This window comes from Photorhabdus sp. RM322S, assembly GCF_042879395.1.
GTDB lineage: Bacteria > Pseudomonadota > Gammaproteobacteria > Enterobacterales > Enterobacteriaceae > Photorhabdus > Photorhabdus khanii.
This window is the reverse complement of the sequence record NZ_JBHFKW010000011.1, coordinates 48,600-62,423: the sequence shown is the minus strand read 5'-3', so window position 1 is coordinate 62,423 and position 13,824 is coordinate 48,600. Positions and strand designations below refer to the sequence as shown.

11 protein-coding genes are annotated in these 13,824 nt (G+C 38.5%); 8 read left to right on the top strand and 3 right to left on the bottom strand.

Annotation, left to right across the window (positions count from 1 at the left end; genetic code table 11):
- Nucleotides 1-220 precede the first annotated feature (220 nt).
- The 6 genes from ACGF63_RS08810 to ACGF63_RS08785 all read left to right on the top strand — a co-directional run bounded on the left by ACGF63_RS08810 (nucleotide 221) and on the right by ACGF63_RS08785 (nucleotide 10,451).
- Nucleotides 221-1,900, top strand: coding sequence for a ShlB/FhaC/HecB family hemolysin secretion/activation protein (locus tag ACGF63_RS08810; RefSeq protein WP_387630195.1), 1,680 nt, complete (start codon nucleotides 221-223; stop codon nucleotides 1,898-1,900).
- Nucleotides 1,901-1,963: 63 nt separating this feature from the next.
- The gene (locus ACGF63_RS08805; RefSeq protein ID WP_387630251.1) at nucleotides 1,964-7,390 is read left to right on the top strand and encodes a DUF637 domain-containing protein; all 5,427 of its coding nucleotides are present in this window, start codon (nucleotides 1,964-1,966) and stop codon (nucleotides 7,388-7,390) included.
- Nucleotides 7,390-7,896, top strand: a complete 507-nt coding sequence (locus ACGF63_RS08800; protein ID WP_036848221.1) for a contact-dependent growth inhibition system immunity protein — start codon at nucleotides 7,390-7,392, stop codon at nucleotides 7,894-7,896. The genes ACGF63_RS08805 and ACGF63_RS08800 overlap by 1 nt, the downstream gene beginning before the upstream one ends.
- A gap of 514 nt (nucleotides 7,897-8,410) precedes the next feature.
- Entirely contained in the window at nucleotides 8,411-8,917 is a 507-nt protein-coding gene (locus ACGF63_RS08795; RefSeq protein ID WP_131601519.1) for a hypothetical protein, read from the top strand.
- Between the two features lie 184 nt (nucleotides 8,918-9,101).
- Nucleotides 9,102-9,716, top strand: a complete 615-nt coding sequence (locus ACGF63_RS08790) for a rhomboid family intramembrane serine protease (RefSeq protein ID WP_036848217.1) — start codon at nucleotides 9,102-9,104, stop codon at nucleotides 9,714-9,716.
- Nucleotides 9,717-9,944: 228 nt separating this feature from the next.
- The gene (locus ACGF63_RS08785; protein WP_036848215.1) at nucleotides 9,945-10,451 is read left to right on the top strand and encodes a contact-dependent growth inhibition system immunity protein; all 507 of its coding nucleotides are present in this window, start codon (nucleotides 9,945-9,947) and stop codon (nucleotides 10,449-10,451) included.
- 134 nt (nucleotides 10,452-10,585) lie between these two features.
- Here the strand turns inward: ACGF63_RS08785 and ACGF63_RS08780 are convergent, their stop codons facing one another.
- The 3 genes from ACGF63_RS08780 to ACGF63_RS08770 form a co-directional block, all read right to left on the bottom strand.
- Nucleotides 10,586-11,089 (bottom strand): GNAT family N-acetyltransferase, encoded by a 504-nt coding sequence (locus tag ACGF63_RS08780; protein WP_036848214.1) that lies wholly within the window; start codon nucleotides 11,087-11,089, stop codon nucleotides 10,586-10,588.
- Nucleotides 11,090-11,093: 4 nt separating this feature from the next.
- Complete coding sequence (locus ACGF63_RS08775; protein ID WP_036848211.1) at nucleotides 11,094-11,372, bottom strand: DUF1778 domain-containing protein; 279 nt, start codon at nucleotides 11,370-11,372, stop codon at nucleotides 11,094-11,096.
- A 109-nt stretch (nucleotides 11,373-11,481) separates the two neighbouring features.
- Entirely contained in the window at nucleotides 11,482-12,480 is a 999-nt protein-coding gene (locus ACGF63_RS08770) for a Gfo/Idh/MocA family protein (protein ID WP_036848208.1), read from the bottom strand.
- A gap of 625 nt (nucleotides 12,481-13,105) precedes the next feature.
- On the opposite strand from ACGF63_RS08770, the gene ACGF63_RS08765 reads away from it, so the two are divergent.
- Nucleotides 13,106-13,345, top strand: coding sequence for an Arc family DNA-binding protein (locus ACGF63_RS08765; RefSeq protein ID WP_036848206.1), 240 nt, complete (start codon nucleotides 13,106-13,108; stop codon nucleotides 13,343-13,345).
- Entirely contained in the window at nucleotides 13,342-13,761 is a 420-nt protein-coding gene (locus ACGF63_RS08760) for a type II toxin-antitoxin system VapC family toxin (protein WP_036848204.1), read from the top strand. Before ACGF63_RS08765 ends, ACGF63_RS08760 begins: the two co-directional genes overlap by 4 nt.
- The last annotated feature ends 63 nt before the right edge of the window (nucleotides 13,762-13,824 follow it).

Genomic DNA, 13,824 nt, shown 5'->3' with positions numbered 1-13,824 from the left:
TACACAAAATGTAAATAAATAATTACATTATATATTTTTGCATTAGACTGAATTATGTATTTGAGTAAATATAAATAATTACTAATTTTATTAATTGTCAATTAATCAGGTTATTGATCACATTTAAAGGTTGTGCTCATTATTACTATCTGATTTGGCGGGTAAGATAAGCATTATTAATTCTTTTAACAATTCACTTATTATGAAATAAAATTTATCAATGGAAAGAATATTTGTTTGTCTAAGAGGGTTGGTGGTATCTGTTCAGTTAGCGATATCAGGGGAGGCTTATGCTTCAGAGTTCATTAGCCCCGCAGATCAGGAGATTATCACTCAACAACAGAAGGCATTGTTGCAGCAAGCTCAACAGCAGCGTGATGCTATACGTAATAACATTACCTTATCTCCATCTTTAGAGCCCAAGCTTGATGGCGCTGAATCTATTTGTCATACCACTCACCGTATTCAATTTGAAGGTGCTGAAAGTCTTTCCCGATCAGTGCGGGACGGTTTAACACAGCCTTATCTATCCCATTGCTTAACCTTACAGGATATTAATGGGCTGGTGCGTAAAGTATCGAATGCCTATATCGAACGGGGTTATGTCATTTCCCGAGCTGGACTCAGGGCGCAGGATTTATCTACCGGTATTCTCATTATTACCGTGAGCGAAGGTAAAGTTGAATCAATCAGCCTTGACGATGAAACTCCGCTCTCATTGAAAATGGCCTTTCCAGGAATAGTTGGTAAGACGTTGAATCTACGGGATATTGAACAGGGGATGGAACAACTGAATCGGCTTCCTTCTCAACAAATGACGATTGATATTCAGCCGGGAAAGCAACTCGGTTATTCCACAGTTATCTTGAAACGAATATCGACTCGTTTACCGGTCAGTGTCAGCTTTGGTGCGGATAATAGCGGTCAAAAAAGTACAGGTACTGGGCAACTCAATGCCAGTATGAGTTTGGATAATCTGTTACATTTTGCTGATCAGTGGTCATTATCTGCTAGTCGGAACAGTGACTTTCGTAATAACCATCAGAGCCGGAGCCTCTCTTCCCATGTGACCGTGCCTTATGGTTACTGGCTGTTCAGTTATCAATATGCGTGGAATGATTCTTTTCAGGATATTCCGATAGGTTCACGAACCAATCGCTATGAAGGTGATAGCCAGACTCATCGGTTGGCGGTAAATCGGACGCTATATCGTGATGGTAAGCAGAAACTGGCACTGAATGTAGGAATGACGCGCCGTCAGACGACCAACGTGATGGCGGGAAAGAAATTATCCATTAGCAGCTCGACATTAAGTGTTATCAACTTTGGCGTTAATTACAGTTCAGTATTGGCGGGTGGCTATATCACTTTCAATCCTGTATTGAGCCGTGGCTTATCCGTGTTAGGTGCCACAAAAGATGACCCACATTTCCCCGATATGCCACGGAGTCAATTTCGCAAATTTAGTCTAAGTGCCAGCTATTTTATTCCGGTCACGGATTTCATCTATTACCTCTCATCTATTTACGGCCAGACCACACCGGACAACCTTTACGCCAGTGAAAGCCTATCACTGGGCGGGCAATATTCTGTCCGGGGATTTAAGGAGCAATATCTTACCGGCAATCGCGGCGGATATTGGCGTAATGAATTGAATTGGCGGGTTGCAGAACTTCCTGTGTTGGGGGAGCTCGCTTTAACCGGTGCATTGGATACCGGCTGGTTACAGAAAAAAACCGGACAAATTGATGGCGGTAATGTCACCGGCACTGCGCTTGGCGTCTCACTGACCAATCGCAGGTTTAATCAGACTATGACTTTAGGAACACCATTGACTCACCCTGATCATCTGAAACCAGATAACTGGGTGGTTTACTGGTCTGCATCACTGATTTTTTAGCGATGCAATACAGGGAGTTATACCAATAACCTTGTATTTAAATTAAGAAAAAAGGATAGAATGATGGATAGATGTAACAACCCTATGGCAAGGGGCGCTTGTTATCTTTTAATTTATCTGACTGCGACATACCCCCTGCATCCCGCTATAGCGGCTGGGATCACACCTGACAATAACCGTACACAGGTACAAAATCAGGGCAATGTGCCGGTTGTCAATATTGCTACTCCTAATGGCGCCGGAATATCTCATAATACCTATAAAGAGTTTAATATTGCTACTCAGGGAGCTGTATTAAATAACGCTACTCAGGCGGCTAAATCTCAATTAGCCAGGCAATTAAATGCAAATAGCAACTTGAAAGGTAAAGCAGCCGAATTAATTATTAATGAAGTCACTGGTAACGGGCGGTCTAACCTGCAAGGCAAACTGGAGGTAGTCGGTAATAAAGCTAATGTGATGATTGCCAACCCTAACGGCATTACCTGTGATGGCTGTGGCTTTATTAATACCTCCAGCGCAACAGTGACTACCGGGAAACCTCAGTTTGACAAACAGGGTGCATTGGAAGCATTGGAAGTCAAAAAAGGCCAGATTACGATTGGTGGCAAAGGGCTGGATGGCAAGGCGACGGATTATATTGACATTATCAGCCGGGCGACTGAGTTAAATGGAAAAATTCAGGCTAACAACTTGTCCTTTACACAGGGTGCTAATCGGATTGATTTTAACGATGGTACCGTGCAGAAAATCACTGGGGAAGGCGTTAAACCTCAATTAGCCGTTGATACCAAGGCATTAGGTGGCATGTATGCCAATAAAATTCGCTTGGTTGCTACTGAAGATGGCGTTGGGGTTAATTTGAAAGATTTAACCAGCGACCAGCGTGATATTACTTTAAACGTTAATGGCAAAATCGAACTGGGAAATGCCAAAGCTAAGACGGATTTTAATCTCAGTGCCAGAGAAACGCATATTGCCCCTAATATCAAGGTACAGGCAGAACGGGATATTACTTTGGCAAGTACTAAACTGGATAATAAAGGGAATGTAACTGCGGGTCGGGATATGCGGATATTGGGTGATACTTTACGCAATACTGGAGATAAAGCACTTCTGCAAGCCAATAATAATATGTGGTTACAGAAAGATGCTCAGGGGAATAAGAGTATACTGATTGAGAATAAATCTGCGACGATAAAGACCGTGAAAGGGGATTTGGTTGTTAGGACTAATGAACTAAATAATGTTCGTAGTGAATTTGTTACTGGGTGGAAAATACAAAACCCAGATTCGGATAAGATTGAATATTTGGGTTTTGAACTGCTATTTCGTGACCATTTAAATGGATTTAAACCAGTATTAGAGAACACTGAAGTTAAGAAATGGTTTGGTACTGTCGATTTTAATAAAAATAATTGGATAAATACCGGTAGAAAAGAGTTGATTTTAAGTAAATCGACATCAGAAGCTGTCATTTTTTCCGGTGGTAATATGTATGTCAATTCAAATAAAATATTAAATGAAGCAAGCTCAATACAAGCATTAAAAAATGTTTTTCTTACGGGCCTGACTCTTCAAAATTTCACTAAAAACTTAGGGGTGATAAATTATTTTACTAAATTCTCAACTGATTTCAATCCATTGAATGATACTGAGAGTAGTAGGGATTTAATTATCGGATTGGAACATTTGATAGATGAGTTTCCTATGTATATGGAGAATGATATTGAATTTAAAAATACAGGATCGGCCAATGAATGGGAAAATAAAAAATATTATTTAGCTACTATTTCAGCTGGTGGGGATTTAGTTGCTGATTTTAGAGATGATATTGATATTAACACTCCATCTATCTCTAATATCAAGGGAGTTTCAGAAATCTCTGGGGTTCAACGACCTGATGCATTAGTAGCAAGAAATATATTGTTGAACTCAAAAAAGATAAATGTCACAGATAATAATATTAAATCTGTTGATGGGATAAATATTCTTGCGGGTGACGGAATTGATATTAAATATGGCTCGATTTTAGCTGGTGGTGATTTATCTATGACAGCTACAAATGATATTAATTCTGTACAAGGGGAATTAAAGGGTAAAAATATTACCGCTATTAGTAAAAATGCTGATTTAAGTTTTAAAAGCAGTGAGGATACCGGGTATTTTAATCTTGATGGTACGCGTAAAATAAGTAGTTTGGAAGCTACTGGTGATTTATTATTACATGCTGGTAAGAATATTCTTCTGAGAAATTTATTCCTAACTAAGAGTAATAGTATCTCTCTAGCCGCAAACAATGACATTACTATTGATAACAATAACGCATTATTGACACATAAACGAATGAGGGGAGGTTTATCTGGCAACAGAGAACAAGAATTCTTTAATAATATGTTCTCCAAAATAGGTAAATTAGACACCAAAGGCTCTGTTGTGATTAATGCTGGAGGAACGTTACGTGCTGAAGGTGTTAATATCTCAGCAGGTAAAGATATCAGTTTAACTTCTGCAAAAGATATTGTACTGAATCATCGTAAATTTCCTCATTTATTAAGTGAATCAGTTCCCTCATATAGACCATTTAATCCTAGTGAATTAGGTCGAACATTTGATGGGTTATTTCAAATGGGTTTTGTCCCCCTCCCCAAGAATGAGTTATTTCCCTCGTCTCGATCCGGGGAATTAAGTAGTCGTATAACCGCAGGAAATAATATTAGTGTTATCAGTGGTGCAGATATCAATGGAAAGGCGGCTCAAATTAACGCCAAAGGTAACACATTATTATCAGCAGGTCGTAATATTAATCTGTTAGCACTGGGCTATTCCGCTATTGATAACAAGAACGATAACAATAAGGATGATCGTCATATTGTTGCTGTAGTCAATGGTGGAAAACAACTTACTGTAGCTGCTAATGGAACGCTGATGACTCAAGGAGCCACATTAAGCTCAGGAGGAAATACAACAATTTCTTCCGGTGGCAATATGCGTTTTGAATCGGTGCAGAATCACACTTACCGGGAAAGTGGCAGGGAATTCACCGAATCAGTGACTCAGCAAGGCAGTGAATTGACCAGCGGCGGTGTACTAACAGTTATCTCAAACGGCAGCATTCTTTTCCAGGCCACCAAACTGGCTGCTAAAGGTGCGATGGATGTCGCGGCAAAAGGGGGTTATCTATACGCTCAGGCGATGGAAGAATCCAGCCACTATGAGAAAACAGAGACAAAGCGTAAATGGTATGGCAAGAAGAAAACCATTAAACGTACCCGTCATGATGTCACTAACAAAGTCACTGAATTTATCGCTGGTGGTGATATTAATCTGTTAAGCCGGGATGACAGCACTTATGAAGCCAGTAAAATCTCCACTAATAAAAATGCCAAACTGACCAGCACTCACGGTAAAGTCAACTTTAAGGCGGTAAAAAATACCACTTTTGAGCAGACCATTACCAACTCCAAAGGTTTTTATATCAAACACAGGGATAAAGGTTATACCAAAGATACGTGGATTCTTCCTGCTATTCATATCGGCGGAAAACTTACCGTAGATGCAGCAAATGGTGTTAGCGCTGATATTAAAGCAAAAAATGGTCAATCATTACAAAATGTATTGGCAGTATTGGGAAATACGCCAGAAACAGCCTGGCTGAAAGGGCTTAGTGGGAACAAAGATATTCAGTGGAATTTGGTCAAAGATGCTTATAACAGTTGGGATCATAAGAGCAAGCATTTAAATCCAGTGATTTCTGCGGTGATTGCTATTGCAGCGGCGGCGGCAACAGCAGGCAGCTCTCTGTCAGCATCTGTTGCATCTTATGCGGGTAATAGCGTTGCGGGTGGCGCGTTAACTGCGGGTATGTCATCACTGGCTGCACAGGCGGCTGTCGCTATTGTAGACAATCAGGGTGATATATCCAAAGCGCTAAAAGCATTGGGTAGCAGTGATGTCATTAAATCAACGATTACCTCAATGGCGATTGGTGGCGCACTGGCCGGATTTGATTCCTATATGGGATGGGATAAAGCAGCTGATGGCACTAAATTAGATCCGACAAAAGCGAAATTACCCCAAATCAGCAATGGTGATTGGAACAAAGTCGTCCAGCGGGTAGCGGGCCAATCTATTATTAGTTCCAGCCTGAATACCACCATTAACGGCGGCAGTTTTAAAGATAATTTGACTACTGCTCTGTTGGCTAATATTGGCAGCCAGATTCATGCTGAGGGTGCCAGATTGATTGGTGATAATGGCGAGGTATTGGGAGTGCCGGGCAAAACGTTGAGCCACGCAGTTGTGGCAGGGATCAGCGCTGAAATTGGCCGGGGAAATGCCAAAGGTGCAATGGCGGGGGCTTTGGCTGCGGAACTGGCTGGTATCATGATGGGTGATAACATCATCAAAGCTGAAGAGTGGCAGAGAACATCGGAACGGCAAGCGCAAATTGCCCGTGCTTTTGGTGGTTTTGCCGGTGCGGTATTTACCGGTAAAGCAGACGGTGCTTATAGTGGAGCAAGCGGTGCGGAGAATACTTTCCGTTACAATTACCTGGCTCATCACCAACAGCAATTAATGGAGAAAGAGCTTGCCGCAGAATCCAACTACCTTAAAAAAGCGCAGATTTTTGCTAAATGGGGCTTGATTAGTAACACGCAAGACGGGTCTTTAGCGGCGGGTTTTATATCCGGTATTCCGTCAGAACTTTATGATAGTGTGATGGCAATTGTCGGAGCGGTATCTAATCCTTCGGAAGTCATTGAAGCACTTAAAACGCTATTGATTCAGGAGGATATGCCCGGCTTTATCTGGCAGGCAACAAAGGAGGGTTATCTCAAGCAGCTTGATATTGTCAAAGCTGAATATGAAAAAGCGGGTCCTGAGGGAGCCTATAACGCTGGCTTGGAAGCAGGAAAAATTGTTACTGAAATAGCCAGTATGGCAGCCGGTGGCCTTGGCGCGGTCAAGGGATCGACATCTGGTGCAGCTAAATTATCGAAAGTGATATCAAAAGATCCGCACCCAACAGTAGACATAAGGCATGTGTATCGGGTAGAAAAAGATGGTAGCAAAACCCAAATGACGTGGGGAGAAGGTAACTATAAACAGGGGTATCCTTTTGAGGACTTTGTTGCTACGCAGATGCCTAAAGGTACTCGATTACCCGAAGGGTTTAAGACTTTTGATTTTTATGATCAGAAAACAGGTATAGCTACCAGTGTTAAGACATTGGATACTGGTACTGCGGCAAGAATTAAAGATCCTAAGCAACTTTATACTTCCATAAAAGGGAATATAGATGCCACGGTAAACTTTACCGAGGCGAGACTGGATAAAAAGGTTATAAATGCAGGAATGATTTCACAGCGTGAAGTTCGGATTGCTGTACCAAAAGCTACAACGGTAGATCAATGGGAGCAAATTAACCGTGCAATATCTTATGGTGCAGAAAAAAATATTAATGTCAAAATCACAGTGGTGAAATAATGGACGAAATCTTTAAACGATGGCGAAATGCTAGATGCGTGTTTAACGGCGATTTTTACTGTGTTGAAACTTTTTCTGGTTATCGGATGTTAAGTGCTGACCCACAAGGGAGTTATTATTTACTATCCCCTGATATAGATGATGAGCAATTAGGTATGGCAGTTTTTGATGCGTTATCCAAGAGTAGGTTCATTCCTCTAGAAGAGATAGATGATTTCTTTGAGCCTGAAAAGTGTGATGAACAATATAAAGAATGGATTGATGAATTAATTAAAACTTATGATTATCGTTCAAAACGTCAATTATTTAAAAGAATGCGAGATTGTGGAATACAATTGCTGGATGGAAATATCACAATCCGGCCTACAGGCCATGAAAAACTTGAGCTTTGGACAGGAAAAGGCATTGTTGAATCTGATTATGTCGTCATTCCGGCAGACAGTTCTTCAGAGGAAGTTGGCGCAGCATTACGACTGGCTTTTTCGCGTTGTAGAAGTTATGTTTGACGATAAAGCAATAGTTTGTTTTCACTGATTAGTTATGAGTTTTGATTTATAGAGTTAATTAAGGTGGACACATAATAGTTATTATGTGTCCGCTAATTATCTCAAAAAGGTTTAAATAGTTATAAATTAGCCTTACCGCTAAAATCACAGTGGTGAAATAATGAGTGAGATTTTTGAACGATGGAAAAATGCCAGATGTGTATTTAATGGTGATTTTTATTCAATAACAAGTTATTCGGGTTATTTCGAGAGACTTAATGCTTAAGGTTCAGTGTATGAGAGATTGCTGCAAGTTACTATGATCCTCACATTAAATTGAAGCTATATGATGAGTTGATAGATGATATTGATTCGTGGATTAGTAATTTTAATAATGAGCAGGTATTAAATGAATCATTATCGAGTGTCATTGAAAATGATTTTCCATCGTTAATTATATCGACAAAAGGTGTTATTGCACAAATAGTCCATGCATTCAAAAAAATTCGATTTTGATTTCAACACCGTGAACTTCATGACTAATCCTGGTCTGTTAGATATTAAAATACATCAATATTTTAGTAGTGATTTGACGATTAGAACTACAAATTATTACCCAAATTCTGATATGGTTGAAAAATTTCATAGATTAGAGACTGTTCCATTATTTAAGCCAGTTTCAAACTATCAAATCGATCAGCAGGACATTCCTTCTATTTTAATTCTCTGCAATGGATGTGAAGAAGGTTATTTTGATGTATTAAAAACTTCTTTAGAACATCCATCGAAACCTAAAATATTTATGGCTATTGTTTGGAATAAGAAATTGTATGATGAATGCATAGATTTAAATAGGAAGTATGCAGATAGAGCATGCATTCTAAAGTTGGCACTAGAGGCTTCAACAAACAACAGATCATTTCTATACTCCAAATCTGGTCCAAACACAGTATTGGAATCAATTAGATTCACTTTACCAGTTCTAGTACATTTCTTTGGGTTATCAATGGATAGTGGAGTTGACAAACAAAAGAAAATTTAGTTTTTATTTTTAAAATCAATCTAATGGGTCTAGCTTAATAAAAAGATGGTTGGATAATCCTGAGATTGTAACTAACTTTAAGCGTAGCATAGAATAAAGTAAAATGAATGATATAGATATTGAACTGAAAGATTTACCTGATATAATTTATGATGTCATGTAATGATTATGAAGGAAGTATTGAATGTTCCAAATTGAAAAATTTCCTATAACAACAGTATTTATAGTATGTGTGACAATTGTTTATTCCACATTTGTTTCATATTCATTAACAGATAGCTTTATCGGTAAAATAAGTATTATAGATCTAGAGAAATATGGAGGGTTAACACCAAATAGATTATATGAATTTGAGTATTGGCGACTTCTGGTTTCTCAGTTCATACATGTTAAACAATTGCATATGGTCTACAATGTGCTATCATTTTTCATACTGGGAATTTTATTAGAAAAACATCTTGGATCTAAATTTTTATTAGTTTTATGGTTTACTTCTGGTGCTTTGGGAACTCTTTATAGCACTAACTTTGTTAGTTACCCTTGGAATATTGGTACAGGAGCATCACAAGCTGTTTTGGGCGTATCTTCCTTTGCATTGCTGATGGTTTTTGTCAAAGAGCATACCTCTAGTATATTAAAGTTTGCTGTTGTTTTTTCCATGCTACCGGCAATGGCTTTAGATCTTATTTATATTCACTACCCTAAGCCAGGTCATGTTCTTTCTATTTGTATTGGGCTTGCAATGAGTTTGTTTTTCTATAGGAAAAATAAATCTTATTTTGATAATATTGCTATTTGAAAATAATAATTATCGGTGGATTCGACTAATCAGTAGTATGGACGGCATTAAAGAATGCTTAAAAGAAATTGTAGAAAAAATAAATAGAGAAGAAAAATTCTTAGCTATTCTTGGATATGGATCATATTTTACAGGCAAGTATAAAAATGGAAGGGTAGCTTATTAGTCGAATCCGTCTTTGAATAGTTATTAAGTGAGCCTTACCTCTAAAATTACAGTGGTGGAATAATGAGTATGGATTTTAAGCAAGGGTTAAATGCAACCGCTATGTTTAATGGAGATTTTTACTCTGTTAAAACTTATTCAGGTAACGGCTTATTAAGGGCAGATCCCTTAGGTAGCAAACATTTATTACAGCCAATTGTATCTGATCAAGAATTAGGAAAGGCTGTACTTGATGCTTTATCAAAAAGCAGAATAATCTCGCTTGATGAATGTGGAGATTATTTTGATCATGATGTAAGTAATGAGCAGTATAAAAATTGGATAACTAAGATGATGGAATTTTATGGCTATCGTTCAAAACGTCAATTATTTAAAAAAATGTTAAGCTGTGGTATCTGCATGCTTGATGGTCAAATAATGATACGACCATCCCGCCATGAAAAATTGGATGGCTGGTCTGAAGATGGTATTTCTGAATCTGATCATGTCGTAATTTCTGCGGACAGTTCCCCTGAGGAAGTTGGTGCAGCATTACGACTGGCTTTTTCACGTTGTAGAAGCTATGTTTGACGATAAAGTAGCAGTTTGTTTTTGCATTGATTAGATATAATCTTTGATTTATAGAGTTAATTAAAGTAGACACGTAATATCTATTATGTGTCCGCTAATTATTTAAAAAGGTTTAGATAGCTATTCAATATACATTAACCTTTGATTCCGAAAGCCGTCTTTAAATCCTTTAATGTGATCATTAACGTCATTGGGTTTAAAGGCGATTCATCAAAACCCACAGATTTATAAAATGCTTTAGCGTCTTCTGAGATAGCATGGACAATTAACCCTCTAATACCAACTAAATCTGCGGCTTGCGTGACACGAATGGCAGCATCTTTAATTAAGTAGCGGCCAAACCCTTTTCCTTGATAATTTTTATCAACAGCCAGACGGCCCAAAATGATTACCGGAATGGGGTTTGGCATATTGCGCTTAAATTTGCTTATCGCTTCTTGCGACATAATTGAGCCGGTAGCCAACGAATAATAGGCAATAACATTTTTATCTTCGCTTACAACGTATGTTCGTGAGGCATTTCCTTTTTGGTTTTTTGATGCTCTGTCTGTTAACCAATTGTCAAGGGTGTCAACCCCTGAATTAAAGCTATCTAAATTGTGATCGTCTGTTAATGGAGTTGGGCCATTACATGTCATTGTATCACCACGGTTTTTTCATGTTTGCTGTTTTGATAAGACGTTCGTTTGGTGCTGCTGGATCATCAAGTTTAGCGATAAAAGCATCAAAAACCTCTGGAGAAACAACCATAAATGAGTGTTCCAATAGGGTGTTTTCAGCATCACGCTTGATTGTATCAAGGACATATTCGGTGACGGTTTTGCCTTTTACTTTTGCTGCTCTATCGATTAAATCTCGATCTTCCTGCCTAATCCTCAAGTTGAGCGTCTTATTTTTACGATTCTCAATTGTTACATTCATTCTAAATCTCCTTTGGCTGTAGAGATGGTATAAATAACACACTAATGTAACGCTGTTGCCATTACATTACAAGTGTGACATTACAATATATTTTTTTAAAACAAATTCCTTATAAATAATTATTCATTCTATAATCTTTTAATACTTGGTCTATTACCCAACTGGTTCGTGAGCCTGATTCTCCGGTTGAAGGGCAAAAGCCTTTGCCTTGTAATTCATTAATTATCGTACTAATCAATGGCATTTCTATATGTTCTGGATTGTCAATATTAAATTGGTGTAATTTGTTATTCTGGTCATAATATGAAATGGCTGAATTTCCAAAGGTGGAAAAAGATATTTTTCCTTTGTCACCAATTATTTCAACATTATCATGTCTGGAATTCGATACAAAATTCCATATACCTACACCTTGAATATTGTTTTCAAACATAAATGACATTGATACGCAATCTTCTGCTGGATAAGCATTCCCCTGTGAATTTACATGTCCTTTGACAGAAATAATTTTTCCTAAAAGAAAATCTAATATATCAAGAGTATGACACGCTAAATCAACAAATAATCCACCACCGGAGATTTCTGGCTTAACAACCCAAGGTAAATGATGAGGATCTTGATAGCAGGGCTCTATCTCTCTATAAAGTATACAATTTACTATTCTGGGTATTCCTATCGCGCCTGATTCAATTAATTCTTTGATTTTTAAAAATCTTGGTAATGCTCTCCTGTAATAAGCAACAAATAATGGGACATTTTGCGATTTACAAGTCGATATCATTTCATTACATTCTTCGAATGTTAATGCCATAGGCTTTTCTACATATATCGCCTTGCCCGCTTTAGCGGCCAAAATAGTATATTCTTTATGTGTAGAGGGTGGGGTTGCAATATATACGGCATCAATGTCTTTATCATTAATCAGTGAATTTGCGTCGGAGTACCATTTAGGGACATTGTGCCTCCTGGCAAAGTCCTCTGCTAAGTTAGCATTGCGCCTCATTACCGCAACTAATTCAGAATTATCCAATTTATAAAAAGCGGGCCCACTTTTTACTTCAGTAACATCACCACAACCAATAATGCCCCATTTTATTGTTTTTTTCACTTTTATTTTCCCAATATGCTTATGTCGAATTTTTTATTAATAAAATATTGATGAAGATTATAGTTTAAATCTGGTTTATCACATTTTTTACTCTAATATATGATTATATAACATGTTTCTTACTTCTGAATCAAGTGAGTTAATATAATCTTCATCGTATTTCTTATAATCTATTATACCAAAGTGACATGTGGGTTCACATCTATTCCCAATTAGATTTCAAATTGCAGCATGGTGGCAAGTGAAAGCAACTAACAAAGTAGCAATTTGAAAGATGAATGGGATAAATCAGTCAGTAAATAGCTTGATGATATAAAGATACTCCTTATATGTCTTTTCCGATAATCAAGTTTTTTCAGGGCTTAAACCCTACCACATTAACCGTTTTATCCATTTTTTTATTGCATTGTTTTTTATGATTTGCTTCGTAAAATAATGGCAAGAAAACGCTTAACTCTCTGTTATTCGAATAATATTTTTTTTGCTGATTTCTTTTCAACTCTTTGTTAATGGTTAATGGACTTTGATTGAATGTAATTAACTCTCTTTCTATCCCATATGCTTGCAGGTATGATTGCAATAATATATATTGCTTGCAATGCATGCTAAATGAGGAAATGAATTTATGCCATCTATTACTGTCAGAAATGTACCGGACGAAGTGCATCGCGCCTTGCGGGTACGTGCAGCCACACACGGTCGTAGTGCTGAGGCCGAAATCCGGTTTATTCTGGAAAACGCCGTACAACCTGCTGGGCGTATCAAGCTGGGTTCCTTGCTGGCAAAAATCGGCCGCGAGGCGGGGGGCGTCGATCTTGAGATTGAGCGTGATAAGACACCTGCCGAGCCGATGAGTTTTGAATGATACTGCTAGATACGAACGTGGTTTCCGAGCCGCTGCGGCTCAGTGGTCACTCCGCTGTGGTTGCCTGGATAGATGAACAGAATGTCGAGACGCTTTACCTGGCCGCGATCAGCTTGGCTGAGCTTCGCTTTGGGGTCGCAGTGCTGCCCAATGGTAAGCGCAAAGATACTCTGCATAGAAACCTAGAGCGGAGTGTTGTTCCCTTGTTTACCGGTCGCATCTTGCCGTTCGATGCGGCCGCTTCGGAAGCTTATGCCGAGATCATGGCGCGAGCGAAGAGCGAGGGGAAAGCCATCGGGAAGGCTGACGGGTATATTGCGGCTATCGCAGCGGCGAATGGGCTGATTGTTGCAACCCGCGACACATCACCCTTTGAAGCTGCCGGGCTTACTGTTATTAACCCTTGGAAGGGCTAATAACATAGTTGTTATTACTTTGGGTTTACATTCTTGGTGCGTGTAATAATGAGCAAATAATCA

Bases quoted from the DNA above. Each gene is read 5' to 3' on its own strand.
- ACGF63_RS08760 (WP_036848204.1), top strand. From the start codon at position 13,342: ATGATACTGCTAGATACGAACGTGGTTTCCGAGCCGCTGCGGCTCAGT.
- ACGF63_RS08775 (WP_036848211.1), bottom strand. From the start codon at position 11,372: ATGAATGTAACAATTGAGAATCGTAAAAATAAGACGCTCAACTTGAGG.
- ACGF63_RS08765 (WP_036848206.1), top strand. From the start codon at position 13,106: ATGCCATCTATTACTGTCAGAAATGTACCGGACGAAGTGCATCGCGCC.
- ACGF63_RS08800 (WP_036848221.1), top strand. From the start codon at position 7,390: ATGGACGAAATCTTTAAACGATGGCGAAATGCTAGATGCGTGTTTAAC.
- ACGF63_RS08805 (WP_387630251.1), top strand. From the start codon at position 1,964: ATGGATAGATGTAACAACCCTATGGCAAGGGGCGCTTGTTATCTTTTA.
- ACGF63_RS08810 (WP_387630195.1), top strand. From the start codon at position 221: ATGGAAAGAATATTTGTTTGTCTAAGAGGGTTGGTGGTATCTGTTCAG.
- ACGF63_RS08795 (WP_131601519.1), top strand. From the start codon at position 8,411: ATGACTAATCCTGGTCTGTTAGATATTAAAATACATCAATATTTTAGT.
- ACGF63_RS08780 (WP_036848214.1), bottom strand. From the start codon at position 11,089: ATGACATGTAATGGCCCAACTCCATTAACAGACGATCACAATTTAGAT.
- ACGF63_RS08785 (WP_036848215.1), top strand. From the start codon at position 9,945: ATGAGTATGGATTTTAAGCAAGGGTTAAATGCAACCGCTATGTTTAAT.
- ACGF63_RS08790 (WP_036848217.1), top strand. From the start codon at position 9,102: ATGTTCCAAATTGAAAAATTTCCTATAACAACAGTATTTATAGTATGT.